Source organism: Kribbella antiqua, from assembly GCF_004345665.1.
In the GTDB taxonomy this organism is placed as follows: domain Bacteria; phylum Actinomycetota; class Actinomycetes; order Propionibacteriales; family Kribbellaceae; genus Kribbella; species Kribbella antiqua.
Window position 1 is genome coordinate 1 of record NZ_SLWR01000021.1, and the last position, 19,158, is coordinate 19,158.

The 19,158-nt window shown below is 68.7% G+C and carries 17 protein-coding genes and 1 rRNA gene; 8 read left to right on the forward strand and 10 right to left on the reverse strand.

Annotated elements, in window-relative coordinates; all coding sequences use genetic code 11:
- A 5S ribosomal RNA gene (gene rrf / locus EV646_RS41110) occupies window positions 1-68 on the forward strand; the annotation flags it as partial.
- 175 nt (window positions 69-243) lie between these two features.
- On the opposite strand, the gene EV646_RS39150 is transcribed toward rrf, so the two are convergent.
- The gene (locus tag EV646_RS39150) at window positions 244-399 is read right to left on the reverse strand and encodes a hypothetical protein (RefSeq protein WP_158291127.1); all 156 of its coding nucleotides are present in this window, start codon (window positions 397-399) and stop codon (window positions 244-246) included.
- A 134-nt stretch (window positions 400-533) separates the two neighbouring features.
- On the opposite strand from EV646_RS39150, the gene EV646_RS37855 reads away from it, so the two are divergent.
- The gene (locus tag EV646_RS37855) at window positions 534-1,028 is read left to right on the forward strand and encodes a P-loop nucleotide/nucleoside kinase family protein (protein ID WP_199237488.1); all 495 of its coding nucleotides are present in this window, start codon (window positions 534-536) and stop codon (window positions 1,026-1,028) included.
- Here EV646_RS37855 and EV646_RS37860 read toward each other — a convergent pair.
- Window positions 1,025-1,675 (reverse strand): hypothetical protein, encoded by a 651-nt coding sequence (locus EV646_RS37860; protein WP_132157523.1) that lies wholly within the window; start codon window positions 1,673-1,675, stop codon window positions 1,025-1,027. The genes EV646_RS37855 and EV646_RS37860 overlap by 4 nt on opposite strands.
- A gap of 273 nt (window positions 1,676-1,948) precedes the next feature.
- The gene (locus tag EV646_RS37865; protein WP_132157648.1) at window positions 1,949-3,001 is read right to left on the reverse strand and encodes an aldo/keto reductase; all 1,053 of its coding nucleotides are present in this window, start codon (window positions 2,999-3,001) and stop codon (window positions 1,949-1,951) included.
- A gap of 82 nt (window positions 3,002-3,083) precedes the next feature.
- Here EV646_RS37865 and EV646_RS37870 point away from each other — a divergent pair, with 82 nt between their 5' ends.
- Window positions 3,084-4,001, forward strand: a complete 918-nt coding sequence (locus EV646_RS37870) for an AraC family transcriptional regulator (RefSeq protein ID WP_132157525.1) — start codon at window positions 3,084-3,086, stop codon at window positions 3,999-4,001.
- On the opposite strand, the gene EV646_RS37875 is transcribed toward EV646_RS37870, so the two are convergent.
- The 4 genes from EV646_RS37875 to EV646_RS37890 are packed head-to-tail and all read right to left on the reverse strand — an operon-like array spanning window position 3,996 to window position 9,622.
- Window positions 3,996-7,115 carry a coiled-coil domain-containing protein gene (locus tag EV646_RS37875; RefSeq protein WP_132157527.1) on the reverse strand — a complete coding sequence of 1,040 codons (3,120 nt, stop codon included), beginning with the start codon at window positions 7,113-7,115 and terminating at the stop codon, window positions 3,996-3,998. The two genes, EV646_RS37870 and EV646_RS37875, sit on opposite strands and share 6 nt — an antisense overlap.
- Entirely contained in the window at window positions 7,112-7,777 is a 666-nt protein-coding gene (locus EV646_RS37880; RefSeq protein ID WP_132157529.1) for a hypothetical protein, read from the reverse strand. Before EV646_RS37880 ends, EV646_RS37875 begins: the two co-directional genes overlap by 4 nt.
- Window positions 7,770-8,435: a hypothetical protein gene (locus tag EV646_RS37885; protein ID WP_199237489.1), complete on the reverse strand. Its 666-nt coding sequence runs from the start codon at window positions 8,433-8,435 to the stop codon at window positions 7,770-7,772. The genes EV646_RS37880 and EV646_RS37885 overlap by 8 nt, the downstream gene beginning before the upstream one ends.
- Window positions 8,432-9,622 carry a hypothetical protein gene (locus EV646_RS37890; RefSeq protein ID WP_132157531.1) on the reverse strand — a complete coding sequence of 397 codons (1,191 nt, stop codon included), beginning with the start codon at window positions 9,620-9,622 and terminating at the stop codon, window positions 8,432-8,434. The genes EV646_RS37885 and EV646_RS37890 overlap by 4 nt, the downstream gene beginning before the upstream one ends.
- Window positions 9,623-10,084: 462 nt before the next feature.
- On the opposite strand from EV646_RS37890, the gene EV646_RS37895 reads away from it, so the two are divergent.
- From EV646_RS37895 to EV646_RS37905, 3 genes are read left to right on the forward strand one after another with little or no spacing between them, the layout of a single operon-like run.
- On the forward strand, window positions 10,085-10,879 hold the full coding sequence (locus EV646_RS37895) for a TrmH family RNA methyltransferase (RefSeq protein WP_132157533.1): 795 nt from the start codon (window positions 10,085-10,087) through the stop codon (window positions 10,877-10,879).
- Window positions 10,880-10,924: 45 nt separating this feature from the next.
- Window positions 10,925-11,905: a GDSL-type esterase/lipase family protein gene (locus EV646_RS37900; RefSeq protein WP_241996597.1), complete on the forward strand. Its 981-nt coding sequence runs from the start codon at window positions 10,925-10,927 to the stop codon at window positions 11,903-11,905.
- A 45-nt stretch (window positions 11,906-11,950) separates the two neighbouring features.
- Window positions 11,951-12,301 (forward strand): iron chaperone, encoded by a 351-nt coding sequence (locus EV646_RS37905; protein WP_132157535.1) that lies wholly within the window; start codon window positions 11,951-11,953, stop codon window positions 12,299-12,301.
- On the opposite strand, the gene EV646_RS37910 is transcribed toward EV646_RS37905, so the two are convergent.
- Together EV646_RS37910 and EV646_RS37915 are read right to left on the reverse strand one after the other, a co-directional pair.
- The gene (locus tag EV646_RS37910) at window positions 12,264-13,514 is read right to left on the reverse strand and encodes an SWIM zinc finger family protein (RefSeq protein WP_132157537.1); all 1,251 of its coding nucleotides are present in this window, start codon (window positions 13,512-13,514) and stop codon (window positions 12,264-12,266) included. The genes EV646_RS37905 and EV646_RS37910 overlap by 38 nt on opposite strands.
- Entirely contained in the window at window positions 13,507-16,392 is a 2,886-nt protein-coding gene (locus EV646_RS37915; protein ID WP_241996598.1) for a DEAD/DEAH box helicase, read from the reverse strand. Before EV646_RS37915 ends, EV646_RS37910 begins: the two co-directional genes overlap by 8 nt.
- A 70-nt stretch (window positions 16,393-16,462) precedes the next feature.
- Between EV646_RS37915 and EV646_RS37920 the strand changes: the two genes are divergently transcribed.
- On the forward strand, window positions 16,463-17,437 hold the full coding sequence (locus EV646_RS37920) for a zinc-binding dehydrogenase (RefSeq protein ID WP_132157539.1): 975 nt from the start codon (window positions 16,463-16,465) through the stop codon (window positions 17,435-17,437).
- Window positions 17,438-17,448: 11 nt separating this feature from the next.
- Here EV646_RS37920 and EV646_RS37925 read toward each other — a convergent pair whose 3' ends face one another.
- A complete protein-coding gene (locus tag EV646_RS37925; protein WP_241996599.1) occupies window positions 17,449-18,723 on the reverse strand; it encodes a GGDEF domain-containing protein in 1,275 nt (424 codons plus the stop codon).
- 178 nt (window positions 18,724-18,901) lie between these two features.
- Here EV646_RS37925 and EV646_RS37930 point away from each other — a divergent pair, with 178 nt between their 5' ends.
- Window positions 18,902-19,099 (forward strand): DEAD/DEAH box helicase, encoded by a 198-nt coding sequence (locus EV646_RS37930; protein ID WP_132157543.1) that lies wholly within the window; start codon window positions 18,902-18,904, stop codon window positions 19,097-19,099.
- Window positions 19,100-19,158 lie beyond the last annotated feature (59 nt).

Here is a 19,158-nt window from a genome sequence, read left to right on the forward strand (position 1 = left end):
AAGTTAAGCCCGACAGCGCCGATGGTACTGCGACCGGGAGGTCGTGGGAGAGTAGGACGCCGCCGGACATTCACACTGTTAAGGGCCACCCCCACCGGGGGTGGCCCTTAACATTTGTACCGCTACACGGTCACGGATGAAGATGGGTACGCCGTCGTGGTGGTCGCCGTTCCAGCCGTCGGTTGCTTCGAAGGTGCCGCGGTCGGCCACGATCGCGCCCGTCTTGAGGAAGTCGGCGGTGATCTAGCCTTCGGCGCCGTCCAGCTGGTCGAGGGGTATGCCGAGGTTCCATTCGTGCAGGCGCACTCCGCCGTCTCCCAGGCCGTTCTGCAGTGTCTCGTTGGGGCCGGCGACGCAGCCGTCGAGGGACATCGACATGTAAAGCACGGTTGCGGACATTGCTGTTCTCCTCGTCAGGTGAGCTGTTCTCACCCAGGCGTCGAGGCTCCCAGCGAGATTCGACAGTCGGCCAGAGAGGGAGTCGGCCAGAGAATTGGGGAGCTGGATCCGGGCGCGGCTCGTAGGGTGCTGGGATGGAGCGTGCGGTGATGATGTTGATCGTCGGGTTGCCCGGGGCGGGGAAGACGACGTTGGCGCGGCGGCTGGAGGAGGAGCGGGCGGCGCTCCGGTTCACGCCGGACGAGTGGATGGAGCCGTTGTTCGGGGTGAGTGAGGACGGCGGGCGCCGGTGGGTGCTCGAGTCGCAGCTGTTCTGGGGCATGGCGGCGAGAGCTCTGACGCTCGGCGTCGACGTCGTCCTGGACTACGGCTGCTGGTCAGAGACCGAGCGCGACCTGTTCCGGAACCGGGCGCACGAGGTCGGTGCGCGCGCGGACATCGTCGTACTCGATCCGCCGTTGGAGGTGTTGTGGCAGCGGCTCGAGGCGCGGAATGCGGCGCTGCCGGCGGGGACGTTTCACATCACCCGGGAGGAGCTCCACGAGTACAACTCGAAGTTCCACGCGCCGGACGCGGCTGAGTTGGCCCGTTGGGACCGCTCAGTCGTATTGACCGACGTGCAGACCTAGATCTCTGGGGCGATGCCGACGAGGGCGGCTGCGGCGCAGATGTGGACCGGGGTGAGGTCGGCGGGCGCGACCGGGGCTTGGAGCAGGGTGCCGCGCTCGAACGGGGTGAGGCCGATGTCGATGCCGTGGGCACCGGCGACGAGGCCGCGGACGTAGGTCAGCCAGCCCATCATCGGGATGCCGCGCCGGAAGACGCCGGCTGCGGCGGCGAGCTCGGTGTCGGCGATGCTGGCCCACTCGGGTTCCCAGATGGTCACGACGGCACGCAGGACTTGGGCGAAGCGTTCGGACTGGATGAGCGCGTCCTCGTCGCTCCAGTGCAGGGTGAGCTGGTCGGAGACGGTGGTCAGCGTGTCGCCCATGGACAGGTCGAACAGCCACGGAAGGTCGCCGGTGCTCTGCAGGTGGAGACGGGTCGTGCTCGTGCCGTTGGAGAGGACCTTGGTGGTCGCCTCGACCATCTCCTGGAGCGGTGTGGACCCGTCGGCCTCGAGCACGTGGTAGCCCCAGCGTTCGTCCTGGGTCCAGGCGTGTACGTCGGGAAACGCTACGGCGACGGCGGTCAGTGTGCGGCCTACGCGGAGGGCGCGGTGTTCGACGGACTCGTCACGATGACTCCACTGGGCGCGGAGGAGCCAGGATGCCATTCACGCCCTCCGATCGTCACACGGCCGGACCCGTGCGGCAGACGGTACGCCGGTGGTCGGGCGATTGGCCAGAGTTCCGCCTACTCGGCGTAAGCGGTTCTCCGGATGTTCCACCGCTCCAGTTTGAGCCATCGGCAGGTCGAGGGTCAGCACCGGGGTCCGGTTTTGGTAAATACACACCCGAAGTCGGTGAGAGCGCTACCGCGGCGGCGGGGGCCCGCGGCCGCGGTAGCGGTGCGATCAGGCGGCAGGTGCGGTCGGCGGCAGGTGTGGTCAGGCGGCGGCGCGGTCGTCGGCGGGTCGGCGGCGCAGGTGGGCTTGCTGGATGGCGGGTGGGTTGTAGGCCATGTCGAGTCGGCCGATGTCGGTGCCGGGCGGGACGATCTCGTCGATCTGGTCGAGGATCTCGTCGGTGAGCGTGACGTCGACGCCGGCGAGGAGGTCGTCGAGCTGCTCCATGGTGCGCGGGCCGATGATCGCCGAGGTCACGCCTGGGTGGGCGATCGCGAAGGCGATGGCTAGATGGGTCAGCGGCATTCCGGCGTACTCGGCGAGCTTGATGAGCTCCTCGACGGCATCCAGTCGGCGCTCGTCGCTCAGGTGCCTGAAGCCGAACCGGGATCGGTGCGTGGAGTTCTCCTGGCCTTTCCGATAGCGGCCGGTGAGCAGGCCGCCAGCGAGCGGGCTCCAGACCAGGGCTCCCATGCCGTACTCCTGGACCACAGGCAGGACCTCGCGCTCGATGCCGCGGTTGAGGATCGAGTACGGCGGTTGCTCGGTGCGCAGCCGGGTCAGTCCACGCCGTTCGGCGACCCAATGTGACTGGACGAGGTTCGACGCGGGCAGAGAGGAGGTACCGATGGCCCGGACCTTGCCGGCCCGCACCAGGTCGGTGAGCGCCGAGAGGGTCTCCTCGATGTCGGTGTCCGGGTCGGGTTGGTGAATCTGGAACAGGTCGACGTAGTCGGTGCCGAGGCGGCGCAGGGAGTCGTCGAGAGCCTGGATCAGCCAGCGGCGTGAGGCGCCCGATCGGTTCGGTACGACCGGGGTGGCGCCGGTGGGGTCGAAGTTCACCGGGAATCGGGCCTTGGTGGCGAGGACGACGTCGTCGCGACGTCCCTTGAGCGCCTTTCCGACGATCTCTTCCGACTCGCCCTGGGAGTACATGTCGGCGGTGTCGATGAAGTTGATGCCGGCATCCAGCGCCCGGTGGATGATGCGGATCGAGTCGTCGTGGTCGGGGTTGCCGACGGCCCCGAACATCATCGCGCCGAGTGCGTAGGGGCTGACCTTGACTCCGGTCCGGCCGAGAGTGCGGTATCGCATCTGTGTCATGCCGCCAGTCTGCTGTGGGTTTCTCGGACTCTGAATAGTTGTCAGTTCGTATTTCTTGCGCGAGAGTACGGGGATGGATCAGTTGTCCGAGGTGTTCGACCTCGTTGAGGTTCGCGGGCTCATGTCGGGTGGATTCGCGGTGCGGGGCCCGTGGGTGTCGCGGACCGCGCTCGGCGACGAGCTGAAGTTCATCGCGATGGTGGGCGGCCGGGCCCGGCTGACCACCGACGGGATCGACGGGCCGATCGAGCTCGAACCGGGCGACGTCGCCATCCTGAACCATCGGTCCTGGCTGGAGCTCGAAGGCGGCACCGGCGATGGGCCGCGCCGCGAGGTCGCGCCCGAGCAGGGTTTTCCGTTCACTCATCTGAGAGGTGCCGACACCGAACTGGATGACATCGTCATGGGCGGCCGCATCGATCTCAACCCGGCCGGCCAGGCGCTGCTGCTGCAGGCGCTTCCACCGATAGGGCATGTCCAGGCGTCGGCCGCTGCGGGGTACAACCTTCGTGGGAGTTTGCACCGCCTGTTCGACGAGGTGACCGCGAACAGATTGGGGTCCGCGTTCGCGATCCGGCAGCACACCCAGCTCGTGTTGCTCGAGATTCTGCGCGCGTACCTCGACCAGTCCGAGTTGCCGCCGGGCTGGCTTCGACTGCTGACCGACGTACGGCTGCGTCCGGCGCTCAGCCTCATGCACGGAGAGCCGGGGAAGTCGTGGGGTTTGGCAGAGTTGGCGCGTGCCGCGGCGATGTCGCGGACGTCGTTCGCTGAGCGGTTCCGTGCCGTGGCCGGCGTACCGCCGCTGACCTACCTCAACCGCTGGCGGATGCTGCTGGCGCAGCGTGCTCTCCGGGACGACGACGTTCGCGTCGGGTCGCTGGCGTTCGACCTGGGATACGCGTCGGAGAGTGCGTTCAGTACGGCGTTCAAACGCGAGGTCGGCGAGTCACCACTGCGCTACCGGCACCGGGTACGCGAAGCACTATGAGGTCAGGGTCGGTGCCGGTACGTCGAGGGTGGGTGTGGCGCCACGGTAGGACTCCAGCCAGGTGCGGAGGAGTTCGACGCGGGCGGCGTACTCCTCGTTGCCTTTGACGACCGGTGCCTGGTTGTACGGCATGGTGTCGGAGCTGCGGCGGAGTTTGACGTACAGCCGAGACGAGGCCAGGGCGTAGCGTTCCATGTCGTCCTGCAGCGCCCCGATGACGGTGATGTTGCGGTCGCGGCCGATCTGCTCGAACAAGGCGACGGCTTCGCGGCGATGCTGCGAACCGAGGTTGCGGCCGAGTTCATCCAGGATCAGCAGCAGTGGACGGTCGGAGCCACCCGCGAGCGCCGCGGCGCAGACGAGCTTGACCGCCTTCTCGTCCATCTGGGCGGTGTTGCCCTTCACGTTGAACGCGGAGAACGGGCCGCCCTCGGAGCGCCGCCACTTGGGCGTGACCATCCAGCGCCACGGCTTGTCCGGCTCGGCCGGCGGGTCGGGTTCGGGGAACTCCAGCTTGGCGCCATATCCGCCGTACTGCTGATCCAGCCGGTCGAACTCCTGCGAGACCAGGCGGAGTCGCGCTTTGATGCCGTCGGCAAGGGATGCGCGGTGGGCGCGGGCCGTGCTCTCGGCTTCGGCGAGTCCTTCCCGGGCGCGTTCGAGGGCGGCGTTGCGTTCGGCGCGCTGGCTGGCGATCTGCCGTTGCTGCAGGCTGTCGAACGTCTCGTGCTGCGCGAGGTGGCTGCTGAGCGTCCGGTGCAGCGCCGGGACCAGGCCGACGCGGGACCCGAGGGTACCGTTCGTCCAGCCGTCCGGGCCGTTGAGGATCTCCCACAGCTCGGTCGGGATCTCCTCACGCGAGCGTGCGTTCGGGAAGCAGCGGCGGATCACATCGTCGAGTTGCGTACACGCCTGGTGGTTCCAGTCGGCCGTCGTACGGCGTTGTGCGTCGTCGGGCAGACCGAGGATGAACTCCTCGGCCTCAGCCGGGGTCGAACCCCAGGCCGTCGTACGGGTGACCAGGTCGAGTGAGGTCTGTTCTTCGAGCAGAGTCAGCCGGCGGCCGGTCAGGTCGTCCAGCATTCGCAGGTGGTCGCGGCGGGTCGCCTCCAGGTTCTTGAGGCGTTCGTCGCGGACGAGCTGCTGGCCGGCTGCGGCCTCGGCGGACTCCTTGGCCGCCTGCAGCTGTGGCGCCAGCGAATCCCGGTCGTTCTCGTGCCGGTCGATCGTCTCGCGGAGCGCGAGGATCTGCTCCTGCACCGACTCCGCGTCGGCGAGTGCGCGGGCGGCCGCCGTACGACGCTCTGCCTGCTCGACCCGGGCACGCGCCTGCTCGAGCGCTGCCGATGCGACGGCGCGCGCTTCGGCTGCGGCCTCGACTCGGCGCCGGGCCGCGTTGATCCGTGCGGTCCGGCCGGTCAGTGGCTCGTCGAACTGGCCGACCGCGACGACCCCGGCGACGTCGTCGATGCTCTCCTTGGTCCCTCGCTCCCCAAGTGCCGTGAAGAAGCCGTCGAGGTTGAACCGCTGGTCGGCCGACTTCGGTCCACGCTTGCTCGTGCGAGCGCCGGGCCGATTCGCCAGCACCAGCAGGAATCCGGCGTACCCGGCGTCAGCCAGCGCGGCCGACGCTACCGCGGCGTCGCCGAAGTCGATGACGACGGCTTCCCGGTACGGCGCCAGCCGCGGCTCCCACTCGGTACGGTCGGACGACGGCAGCTCGGTGATGTCGGTAAGCGCGCCACACTCGATGCCGGCGTTCTCCAGCACCTGCTGCTGCGGGGCCGACACGGTCTGACCGCTCTCGGCCTCGCGCAACTCGGCACTCGCTAAGTCGACCGCAGACCGGGCGGCATGGTCGCGCCCGATGTGTTCCTCGAGTACGGCGCGAGCCTCGTCCTGCTCCTCGGCGGCTGCTGCCAGGTCACGGCCGTCCGCCGAGCGCCCTGCGTCCAGCAAGCGGCGGTGTTCCTGCCCGAGTCGCTCGAGCTGCTCACGCACCGAACGCTGCGCGAGGTCGAGCTCGCGGTCGCGCGCGTCCAGCTTGTCCCGTTCCTGCCGGGTCAGCTGGACGTCCCGCAGCAACCCCTCTTCGTTGCCGAAGGCATCGATCTCGGTGTCGACCGCCTCGCGCCGCGCCTCCTGCTCGGCAACGCGTTCGTCGAGTACGGCGAGCTCCTGCAGGATCTCGCTGTTCCGGGCCTCGCCGTCGATGAGGTGTCGTGCACACCGCGCCTGCCAGGACTCCTTCGCCGCGGCGAGCGCATCCCGGGCCGCGCCACGCTGCAGGATGCCGGCTTCGACCGCCGCCATCTCCTGCTCCCAGCGTTGCAGGTCAGCGGTCGCCTGCTTGGTCGCCTCGCGCTGGGTGTGCTCGGCGGAACGATGCGCCTGCTCCTGCTCGAGTTCGTGATCGAGGCCGGTGAGTGTCGCGATCGCGTTGAAGATGCGGGCCGGGCCGAGTTCGTTCAGCGGCTCGGCGAGCAGGTTCGCGGTCGGGCTCGACCGGACCGAGGTCGACAGGAACGAGACGCACCGGACTTGGCCGCCGTACAAGACTGTGGACAGCTTGTTCGCGTGGAAGTCGGTGCGGCCGTTCGAGTGTGGCAGCGCGGCCCAGAGCGCGTCGGCGCCGGCTGCGCGCTCGGCCTCGGTCGCGCCGTACGGGACGTGCAGACCGTTCTTCCAGCGCAGGTCGATGTACGACGCCTTGCGGTTGATCCGGATCCACACGGTGATCGCGGCCGCCTCGATCTCGGCGAGGTCGGTGAGGTCGGGGTCGGAGAAGACGCCGACGATGTAGCCGCGGTCGACGTTGGACCAGTTGCCTTCCTGGCCGGCGGCCTCGGCGGTGAACAGCAGCTCAGCCGCGCCCGGAGCGCCGCTGGTCAGTCGCCATTGGTCGTCGGCGTGCAGCAGGCTCAGCGCGGCGATCCAGGACGACTTGCCGGCGCCGTTCGAGTCGGTCGGACCCTGGCCGGCGACCGTGACGAGGCCCTGGCCGACCATCGGGATCGGGTGCGTCGACAGGCGTGATAGATCGACAACCTGTACGCCGAGCAGCACCTTGGACCCGAGGATGTCGAACGGGCCGTCCTCTGCGGGACTGCTCATGCGTCTTCCTCTCGTACTTCGGCGGTGTCCGGGATGCCGTTGCGGGCGCGGATGGCTTCGGCGATGGGGCTGGCTGGGGCGGCGGCGAGGATCAGCTGGTCCTGGAGGCGGCGTCGTGCTGCCGGGGTGAGCCGTTGCAGCTGTGGACCGGGGATGTAGCTCGGGCCGCCGGAGTGGTCGCCGGACAGCTGGATGAGTCCGGCCGCGCGGAGTCGCTGCAGGGCGAGGCGTCGTTCCTCGCCGCTGATCTTCGTCGTACGCAGCTCGTCGACGGTCGTCGGGCGGGCCGACTTCCAGCTGTCGCCGGTCAGGATTCCCTCGCTGCGGGGGATCGCGACCGAGTGGATCAGCACGAGCACGAGCACCGCGCGATCGACCACCGACAACGGCTGCCAGCCTTGCGCGGTCAGCGTCGCCGCGACGTCGTCCGCGTAGCCGGCGGTCCAGTGCGTCCCGTCGACGTGTACGAGCGTACGGCCGATCAGCTTCAGCATCTTCTGGACATGTCGACGAAGCGTCACGTCGCGCAGCCCGGCCAACTGCACCTCGGCCACCGGATGCGCCGCGTACTGCACCGCGCTGAAGGCGGCCAGCACCTCATCCCGCGCCCGATCACTCAAGTCCTGCAACAGAGGATCGAACAACGCATGCTGCTCACTCATCCGCCACCGCCGGCGCGGGTGGCGTGGTGAGCGCGGTGTCCGGCGAGGGAGGTCGCTCGCTCGGGCCAGGGAGGGGGTCCGGATCCTGCGTCGCGGGAGGCGGACTGGTGAGAACGGCTGGGGGTGGGTCGGGGAGGTGGCGGCAGAGGTCTCGGAGGGTGGAGAGGTCGGTGGGGGTCCAGGTGATGGTGCGGGGGCCGAGGCGGACTTCGCCGGCCTTCTCGTTCCAGAGGAGCCAGTGGGTGGCGTGCAGGCGGCGGAGGCTGCCGATGATCAGGGTGAGATCGCTCGACTGCTCCGGCCGTCCGCGCATTCCGGCGTACACGGATCGCACCTGCGCGAGCGTCCCGATGGCGCCCGGCCACGCGGGTCCGCTGCGGTCGGTCCAGCAGCAGGTGACGCAGATCGCCAGTACGCGCGCGGTCTCGTTCGGCTGCTCGACGGCGACCGGGGGAGTACCCAACTCCTCCAGCACCGTGTGCCCGGCGCCAGAAGGCAACGTCGGAACCAGCCACACACTCGAGCCGTCCGGCGAAACAGCACGCGTCAACCCCGCGACAGCGGGCGTATCCGGATCAACCTCGAGCGGCCCCGCGGACTGAACCTTCGCCCACCACAACGCGTTGTCAAGCCGCCGCTCAACAGCCTCCGTACTCATCGGGTCACCCGCCGGAAGACACCCTCGGTCGCCCACGGCGTCCCGGCGGAAGCATCGATCCGCATCCCGTCCGACCACACCAGCTCGTAATCGAGCTCGTCATGCAGGTGCGCCGCCGTCAGCTCGGCCAGCACCCGCCGCGCGGTGATCCAGTCCCCGGCCTCGTCGACCACCTCGACGACGTCCACCGACTTCCGCCCGGCCAGCACCCGCTCGGCCTCGGCCCGCAACTCCTCCCGATCCGTCGCGGCCGCGGACTCCGGAGCGTCAACGTCACCCGTCGGCCGCGGTGGCGCCATCCGTGCGGTCCCGGTACGACATCCCGTCTCGACAGCCTCCACCAAGGTCTGCGGCGAGAAATCCGGCGCCGCCGCGTCGAACAGCAACCCGTCGAGCACTCCAGCCAGTACCTCAGGCTCACTGCTTCGCGTGAACGTCACCCACGTCTCGATCGGCAGCAGTCCGAGCGCGCGCGTCGTACCGGCTCTCTCGACCAGGCGACTCGCCGCGAGCTGTACGGCGTCGGCGTACGCCGCCAGCGCCATCCGCAGCGACGTACACGCGCGATGCAGCGTCGGCCAGCGGTCCAGCACGATCCGGTGGACCTTCTCGGCCTGCTCGATCAGCCGCTCGTTACCCCACGCGAGCTGGGCGTTCTCCCGCAGCTGCGCGGTGGTGCTGGTTGACACGAGAATCGCGAGTTCGTTGCCGAGCAGCCGGAACACCTTCGTCAGCCGCTCGATCGACGCCAGCCCGTCGCCCTCGGTCGCGCCTGGATCGCTGACGCTGTGCGCCTCCAGGGTGAGCAGCTGATGCAGCTCGGCTTGACCACCCTGCACAGACATCCGCCGCAGGAACATCAGCATCACGTACGGCGCGAACGCGGCCCGGTGGCGCAGCTCGTTCGGACGGTCGACGAGCTTGGTGATCGCGCCGTACTGACGTAGTACGTCGAAACGCCGCACGATCAGGTCGTGGGGATACGCCCGGCAGGCCAGCGTCGCCTGCTCGACGGTGAGCCCGTCGCTGCCGGCCTCGGCGAACGCGTCCAGGATCGCCTGGTCGACGTCGAGCAGGTCCGGATCGACGATCATCGCGCCGGCCTCGCGGGCGAGCACGGCGAAGACCTGACGATAGACGCGCAGCACGGCCGCCTCGGCCTCGGCGTCCAGCAGCGTCGCGTCCATCGTCTCTCCCTCCCGTGCGGCGCCGCCGTCACAGCGGCAATCGGAGAAATGGACTCTAACCACCCACACCGACAGACCAAAACCGGCCCACGCGGCACCTGTGGACAAGTGCAAAAGACGGGGTGGGTGCGGTGCGCACCGACAGACCAAAACCGGCCCATGTGGCATCTGTGGACAAGTGCAAAGACGAAGTGCGGGGTGGTGTGCACCGGCAGAGCAAACCGGCCCAGGCGGCGCCTGTGGACAAGTGCGAAGGCGAGGCGGGCTGTGGGGCTGTGGAAAAGCGGGTGACGGGTGGGCGGGGCGTGTCTACCATCCGAAGCGTGAAGAGAATCCTTGGCTGACGCGGTCCAGGTAGACCGCGTCCAGACCACGGCGCCTTCGGGCGTTCGCCACGCCGGCGTGGACCCACCACAGGGTCCCCGGCGCGCTTGCTGATTCTCTCCTTCCGGAGCTTTGCACATGACCGTGCATGACGTGCGCCCGATCGGTGCGCAACACCCCCGTCTCCGCGACCTGCTCACCGTCCGCAAGGACGGCTCACCCGGCCGGATCATGATCGAGGGCCATTGGGAACACGACCGCCTGCTCGACACCTTGACCCCGATCGAGACCTTCTTCTGGTGCCCTGAGGCCGGTACGACGTACGCCGCCGACCGGATCGCCGAACGCGCCGCCGAGGTCTACCGCATCTCGGAGAAGCTGCTCACCCGCCTGTCCCGCAAGAGCCGCTCCGACGGCCTGATCTCGGTCGTCCGGCTGCCAGTCTGGCGGCCGCGGACGTTCCGGTTCACCAACTCGTCGCTGGTCCTGGTCGCCGACGGAGTCGAGTACGCCGGCAACCTCGGCACCCTGATCCGTACCGTCGACGCGGCCAACGCCGACTGCCTCATCCTGACCAGCCGGCGAGCGCGACCAAGCCACCCGGCCGTGTACTCCGCGAGCCGGGGGACAGTGCTGACGACACCGGTCCTGGAGTTCGACGACGTTGGTCGAGCGGCCGAGTGGTTGCGCGATCATGGCTTCCGCCTGCATCTCGCCGACCCCGCGGCCACCGGCAGTTACCGCGAGGGCGCCTACGACGGACCCACCGCGTTCGTGGTCGGCTCGGAGGGCTCCGGCTTGTCGAAGGCTTGGCATCAGCAGGGGTGCGAAGCGGTGTCGATCCCGATGCTCGGTCAGGCGGACTCGCTCAACGTCGCGCTCTCGGCCGGCATCCTGCTGTTCGAAGCGCGGGCTCGAAAGGACGGCTGGTGATCGGCCAGGCAGAATTGCCTGCGACCCGACGATGTGGAGTGATACGTGCCGTTCGAGCCAGGTGAGGTCGTTGCCCCGACAGATCCGCGCATCGTCCTGGAAGGTCAGTGGGGACACCAGCCAGGTGTCGCGATCACCGTCAACTCGGGCTCCCGGATCTCGTTCTCGTACGCCGGCGAGCGCGTCCAGCTGCTCTTCGACACGACCGGGCTGACGGTCGCGCCGCACCTGTGGATCACGATCGACGACGGCGAGCCGTCGCTGCACCTCATCGAGGATCCGGTGATCGAACTGTCCGCGCCGGATGGCCGCCACCAGGTGGAGGTGGCGATCAAGGACGTCAACGAGCACGTCAACCGCTGGATCCCGCCGTTCGAGTGCGCGGTGGTGTTCGCCGGTCTGGTCCTCGACGTCAAGACCCGGCTGCGGCTGAGCGGGCGACCGGCCGGTCCGCGGCTCGAGTTCTACGGCGACTCGATCACGCAGGGCGTCCGCTCGCTCAGCGCCGCGTCGGAGTCGGACGGCGCCGACGGTACGACGTCGTACGCCTATCTGACCGCCCGCGCGTTCGGCGCCACGTCGTACCAGGTGGGCTTCGGGCGGCAGGGCATCATCCGGCCCGGGAACGGCGAGGTGCCGCCGGGGGTGGAGTCGTTCGGCTGGAACTTCGCCGGCTCACCGGCTGAGCGCGTGGAGGCGCCTGACGTCGTCGTCATCAACCTGGGCGTGAACGACGAGACGCTGACCGTGGAGGAGTACGCCGGGTATCTGACGCGCGTACGGTCGGCCTACCCGAGTACGACGATCGTGTCGCTGACGCCGTTCAAGGGAAAGCACGCCGACACGATCCAGGCGGCGAGCAAGTCCCTGGACGACCCGAACCTGGTCTGCATCGACTCCACCGGCTGGATCACCGCAGCCGACACCACCGACGAGACCCACCCGTCCGTCGCCGGCCACGCCAAGATCGCCGACCACCTCGTCGCGGCCCTGGAGACCCACACGACGCTCCGCCGCCGGACCTGAACCCGCAGGGTTGCCCAGTACGACGGTGCTGGTCAGCATGGCGGTATGGCGGAGAACAAGTTCGCGAGCGTGGACGAGTACATCGGCTCGTTCCCGCCCGACGTCCAGGAGGTGCTGCAGGAGGTACGCCGTACGATCCGCGCCGTCGTGCCGGACGCGGGGGAGAAGATCAGCTACCAAATCCCCACCGTCACCCTCGACGGCAAGGCCCTCCTGTACTTCAGCGGCTGGAAAGAGCACATCGCGCTCTACCCGATCCCGCCTGTCGACGATGCCCTCGCGCAGGAGATCGAGCCGTACCGCTCAGGCAAGGGCACGCTCAAGTTCCCGCTCAAGAAGCCCATCCCGTACGACGTGATCACCCGCCTGACCCAAGCCTTCGTCGCTGGCCGTTGAGTAGGTCTCGTGGGTCGGGCGACGGCGGGCCGGTCAAGGTCCAGTCGTTGAAGTGCTGGTCGAACCGGTACCAAAGGCCGTCGGGGCCGAGACGTAGTTGGGTTCGGCCGGCGGTGACTCGGTTGCCGTCTACCGAACCACCCAGCGCCTCCACGCCCTCAGCCAGCGCGACCTCATCGACATCAACACGCCCGACGGCGACCGCCAGGCCGCCGGGTCCGCCTTCGCGCCAGGCCACGGCCCAGCTGGTGAGGTGGCGCGCTGATACGCCCGCTCGATGAGCCAGGTCGGCGAGATCCGGCGTACCGAGCACCAACGCCGCGCGCCGAACCAGATCCTGGTCGAAGGTCAGCCCCAGACCGCCGTCGCCATCACCGGAAGCGAGTTCCCACGCACGCCGGGTGGCGTCAGTCGCCAGCGCGACGAGATCCCGTACGTCGACGCCCGAGGACCGCGGTGGATCCAACACCCGCACCGCCGCCGGCACACCCGGCGTGCCCAATGGCCGGGGTGGGACGGGCACAACGGCACTCGAGGTGCGCGCGAAGGCTGTCTTTGCGGGGATGCCGGGTGGTGGGGAAGGACGGGTGGAGGTCTTGGACTCCGCGGCGGATCGGCGCGAGCGGAGGGCGGACAGTAGCTCGTCCTTACGGCGGCCGCGGAGGAGCAGGAGCGCGAAGGGGTCGTCGTCGAGGGCGTCGGCGATGAGATAGCAGACGGCGGCGGAGTGTTTGCACGGTACGGCGAAGTCCGGACAACTGCAGTTGGTGCGGACCTCGCCGGCCGTCGGCAGGACATCGAGCCCCGCGGCGTGAACGTCGTCGACGACCTCGGGCGGCAGCTCACCGTCGAGGAGCGCTGCCACCCGGCCGATCTGCGCGGAGACCACGTCAAGTACGGCGTCCCACTGGGCGGATGAGAACGCGCGGATCTTCACCGTCACCTGGTACGGGTTGACCCGGCTGCCCTGCACGACCGCCTCAACCGAACCCGGCGTGACCGTGAGCTCGAGCACGCTACCGCGACGCGCGTACGAGCGTCCTCGCGAGAGCCGATTGGGATCCAGCCGAGCCCGCTGCTCCAGCGCTTCCAGCCAAGCTCTACCCCACCACGTCGCCCCGAACGGCCGCCGACTCCCCGGGCCCCTCGCCGCAGGCAGCCCCGCATCCTCACCTTTCTTCCGCCACCCCTGCCAAGGCACCCGCTCATTCATCGTCCTCACCTCCATCCGAGGTCGAACGGCCTATGGATGAAGGGTTGTAGGCACTCGCCGAGCCAGACTTCACCGGACCGGTCGACAGCTCCACGAGCTCGGTCAGCTCCGCATCCGACAGCTCACTCAACCAAGCCTCACCCGAACCGATCACCGCATCGGCGAGATCGCGCTTCCCAGCGATCACCGTCGAGATCCGGTCCTCCAACGTGTTCTCGGTGACCAGGCGATGCACCTGCACCGGCCTGTCCTGTCCGATTCGATACGCGCGGTCCGTCGCCTGATCCTCCACCGCCGGGTTCCACCAGCGGTCGTAGTGCACAACGTGCGTAGCCCGAGTCAGCGTCAGCCCAACCCCACCGGCCTTCAGCGACAGCAGGAACACCTGAGCCTCACCATCCTGGAACTGCGAGACCAACTGCTCGCGTTTCCGAACCCCGATCCCGCCGTGCAGGAACAACGACCGGACCCGCCGTGACTCCAGATGCGCTTCGATCAGCCGGCACATTTCGACGTACTGACTGAAGATCAGCACCGATTCGCCCTCGGCCAGGATCACGTCGAGCAGTTCGTCCAGGGCCGCGAGCTTGCCCGACCGGCGCTCGAGCGGACCAGGCTCATGCAGGAACTGCGCCGGATGGTTGCACACCTGCTTCAACTGGGTGAGCAGACTGAGCACCAGCCCGCGCCGCGCGATCCCCTCGGCGGACTCGATCTTCGCCAGCGTCTCCTTCGCCACCGCCTGGTACAGCGTCGCCTGCTCCACCGTCAGCGGTACGACGACATCGTGCTCCGACTTCTGTGGCAACTCCGGCGCGATCCCGGGATCGCTCTTCCGCCGCCGCAGCAAGAACGGCCGCGTCACCCGAGTAAGGCGCGCGGTCGCCTCCTCGTCGTGATACCGCTCCACCGGTACGGCGACATCGTGCCGGAACCGATCCAGCGTCCCCAGCAAGCCGGGCGCCGCCCAATCCAGGATCGACCACAGCTCGGACAACCGGTTCTCCACCGGCGTCCCGGTCAGCGCGATCCTGGTTGCCGATGGCAACGTCCTCAGCGAACGAGCAGTCCGGGACAACGGGTTCTTCGCATGCTGCGCCTCATCGGCGACCGCCAGCCCCCAGAACACCTCGCCGAGCACGCGATGATCCTGCCGCACCACGCCGTACGTCGTCAGGACGACCTCGTCCGGCGAGAGATCGCTCAGCGATCGTCCGGCACCGTGATATCGCCGCGTCGGAACGTCTGGCGCGAAGCGCGCGAACTCCCGCTCCCACGTCCCGAGCAGTGTCGAGGGGCAGACGACCAGTGTCGGCCCGCGACCGCGTCCCAACAGGTGAAGGTGCAAGGCGATGACCTGGATCGTCTTGCCCAGACCCATGTCGTCGGCCAGACATCCACCAAGACCGAGGTCGGCGAGCTGCGCCATCCACGCGACGCCTCGCCGCTGATAGTCGCGCAACGTCGCCTGCAGCCCGGCGGGCTCCACGAAAGGCGACGGTTCGACGCGCAGTCGCGACAGCATCGACGCGAGCGACCCATCCGCGTCAAAGGCGACCAGCTCGCCGTCGACCTCCACGGTCCCGGTCAGCGCTGCACCAAGCGCCTCGGCGCCAGTCAGCTTCCGCGTCCCACCACGGCGGAGCTTCCGAACCAGATCATGGTCGACCCGCACCCATCGCCCGCGCATCCGGATCATGGGCCGCTTTGCCTCCGCCAGCGCCGCGACCTCCTGCTCGGTCAACTCCTGCCCGTCCAGCGTGGGTTTCCAACGGAAGGCGACCAGTTCGGTCAGGCTGAAGTCCGGCCCGGTCACCGCACCAGGCGTCGGCGTCGCAACCGTCCCGCGCACCGCCAACTCGCCGGCGAACAGCTCGGTCGGCCAAAGCACCTCGATCCCAGCGCCCTCCAACGCCGTACTGCCCTCGGCAAGCTCCTCCAACGCCGTGTCATCGATGCCGACCTCCGAAGGCGCCGCATCCCGCAGTGCGGCACCCAGCGGTGGCCAGACCCGAGCCCCGCGACGCAACGCCAGCAGCAGATCCGTCTCGGCACGCTCCCCAAGAGCAGCCAGTACGGCGGCCGGCGCACTCCACACGTCCGCCACATCGACCAGCAGACTGCGATCCACCCCACTCCGCAGCTGCAGCACCGCCCGAAAATCCTCGCGACTCTCGAACGGCGGCTCGATCCGCAACACCAATCGCGCCCCGGCCTCTTCGCTCAGCGCAGTCTCATCCAGCCAAGCAGTAGGCCCGCTCAACGACACCGGCTCCGCCGAGGCAAACGCAGCCGCGCCCTCCCGTACGGCGACTCGCGCGGCAGGCGTGCGCACAAGTGTGTCCGCGATCGAGTCCCAGAACGCGCGGACCAACTGCTCCGGATCGACCAGTCGCAGCGGCCGCGTCCCCTCGACCGGCACGGCATGCCCGTGCGGCGGCATCGCGGCAGCCAGGTTCTTCAACCAGCCCCGGTCCAAGGGATCCAGCGGGGCCACCCGCCAAGCGCCGTACCCGCTCTCGCTCCGATCCGGGACCAGCCGTCCGCGCGCGATCAGCCCGATCCCGGCCAGCGCCGCGGTCCGCCACGCCTCCCAGCTCGGCGAGGAATCGTCGGGTCCGTTGAGCCGCGCGAGAACTTCCTCGATCGTCAGCAACCGCGCGGGCACGACAGTTCGCCGTACTTGCGAACCCCTGGGCAGCACCAGTTCGGCCGCGCCGTCGGCGATCTCGCCCGCCGCCGCGAGGTCGCCGTACAACGCCAATCGGCCCGCGCGCGGCGGGTCGGCTGGGATGAAGACGGCCTCGAACATGCCCTGCACAGTACGCCGTACCACCGACAGATTCCCGCCGGTCGCGAGCAGCCTGTGGACAACCACTGGATTTGACCTGAACTCAAGTTGAGGTTGCAGTCTCGAAGCACCTCAGCAAACAGATGAAGGAGCAGCTATGCGGGCAGCAGTGGTGACCGAGTTCGGAGCGGCCGACGTGATCAAGACGCAGGACTGGCCGGACCCCGAGCCGGCCGCGGGCGAGGTCCTGATCGAGGTGGCGGTGGCGGACATGATCTTCGTCGACACGGCGATCCGGCAGGGCCACCACAGCGAGTTCTTCGACGTGGAACCGCCTTATGTGCCAGGCAGTTCGCTGGCAGGCACGGTTCGCGTCGTAGGCCCGGAGGCGTCGACGGACTGGATCGGCAAGACCGTCGTCGGCCGCTCGGTCGGCTTCGGTGCACATGCTGAGCTGGTCCGAGCCCAGGCTGCCGGCCTGGTCGAGGTCCCGGCCGGCCTCAACGTCGAGACGGCGGTCGCGGTCGCGGGCGACGGCCTCACCGCGCTCATGCTCGAGGACCTCGCCCCGCCCATGCAGGGCAAGGAGGTGCTGATCACGGCCTCCGCCGGCGGTATGGGGCTGCTGCTGATCCAGCTCGCACACAAGGCCAGCGCACACGTCATCGCCGCCGCACGCGGCCAGGCGAAGCTCGACCTCAGCAAGGCGCAGGGCGCGGACGTGGTGATCGACTACTCGCTCCCCGGCTGGGAGAAATCGGTGCTCGAGGCAACGAACGGACGCGGCGCCGACATCGTGTTCGAGGGCGCCGGCGGCGAGCTCGGCGCAACGGCCTTCAGCGTGGTCAGGGACGGCGGCTGGTTCTCCGCCCATGGCGCCCCGAGCGGCGGATTCGCGGCGTACGACGTAGCCGACGCAGAGCGCCGGGGGATCACGGTGAAGGGCATCCACGACCTCCGCGCCGACACCACGACCACGACGATCACCGGCGCCGACGTCATCGCCAGGGCGCTCGCCGGCGACCTCTCACCGGTCGTCGACAAGGTCTTCGACCTCGACCACGTCGCGGACGCGCACGCCGCCCTGGAGCAACGCACTCTGCTGGGCAAGGCCCTGATCCGCGTCAAGTGACGCAGCGAGCCTCACTCAGCCGGTTGGTCTGAGTGATCCGTGACCGCAGGCGGGTTCGGCCGGGCCGCGACGATCCGGTTGCGGCCGTCCCGCTTGGCGCTGAGCAGCGCGTTGTCGGCGGCCAGCACCAACTGGTCCATGGTGTCCGCGACGTCCGGGTACACCGCCGCGCCGAACGACGCCGGCACACCAGTGATCACCGCACTGGCCGTGGTCGCGGTGTCCACTGACACGCTCAGAGCGCTGAGCCGGTCCCGGATCCGCTCGGCGATCTCCAGCACCTCAGTCTCGGACGCACCGGGCAGCAGGACAGCCAGCTCGTCGCCACCGACCCGTGCGACCAGGTCACCCTGCCGGACCTCCGCCCGTACGCTCTCACCGACCGCACGCAGCGCCTGGTCCCCGGCGGGGTGGCCGTAGGTGTCGTTGATCTCCTTGAACTTGTCCAGGTCCAGCATCAGCAGACCGACCGAACTGCGCAGCGTCTCCGCACGAGCAAGCTCAGCCGGCACGGCGCTCGCCCAGTACGCTGGAGTCGCCAGACCGGTCTTGACGTCCGTACCCGCGGCCCGCTGGAACTGCGGCAGCAGCAGATCGCGATGCAGCGTCAGCACCGTCACCATCAGGATCGGCACCACCCACGGGTACGACGCCTGGAGCGCACCCACCGCGACACCGAGACCCAGGCCCGCTACCACCACGAGCTGGTCGGACAGGTCTCCCAGCGCGCCACGGGCGGTGGCGTCGGGGGAGGACAGCAGGATCGCACCGATCACCAGAGCGAAGTTCACCAGCCACCAGGTCGTCGCCGCACCCAGCACGACCAGCAGCGACCACGGCCCGGTCGGCACGCGCGGCTCGGACAGCAGGCCACCAGCCCGCAGTACGGCGGCCGCCGCGGCGCTGGCCAGGATGAACGTGCTGGCCGAGAACACCTTGCGGTGCGCGATGGTCCGGCCGTAGACCCGGATCCAGGAGTAGCCGTACGAGACCACGACCAGTGCGACGACCAGGCTCAGCGGGAGCAGCAGCAGGCCCGCGAACACCCAGAGGCTCTTCAGGTTCGTGTATGGCGAAGTGTTGGCCGCCATCTCGCGTCGGCGCTCGATTCCGCGGGCAGACTCCAGGTGGAGTACCGAGGCGGCCGCCAGTACGGCGAAGGCGACCCACTCGGACGGCCTGACGCCGGCTCGGGCGCCGGAGATCGTCGAGGCCACAGCCAAGGCGGTGATCGTGACTGCGACTGCGTCCACGCCGAGCACATAGCTGACGGCAGGACGGGGCAACGACCAGAGCTTCCACCGGCGGGGTGGCACCCAATTGCTCCGACCGATCAGAATCATGGTGGCCTCACACGGTTAGACCTGAGCGGTTATTCCTGAATAGTAACGGCCTGTTCACGCGAGGTCATCCCCGGCTCGCGTTAATTCCATCCACTGGATGGCGACGGAAGGATCCAGCACCATGTCCAAGATCAGCACCGGCAACGAGTGGTTCCACGGCGGCAACGAGTGGTTCACCGGCAGCGGCAACGAGTGGTTCCACGGTGGGAACGAGTGGTTCCAGGGCGGGAACGAATGGTTCACGCAGAGTGGCAACGAGTGGCTGCGCCGTCCGGGTGGATCCGGTAACGAGTGGTTCACCACCGGTAACGAGTGGTGATTCGCCGCTGACCACCGAAATTTCTTTACCGACTTTTTACGGAGCTGGTTCGGAGATAT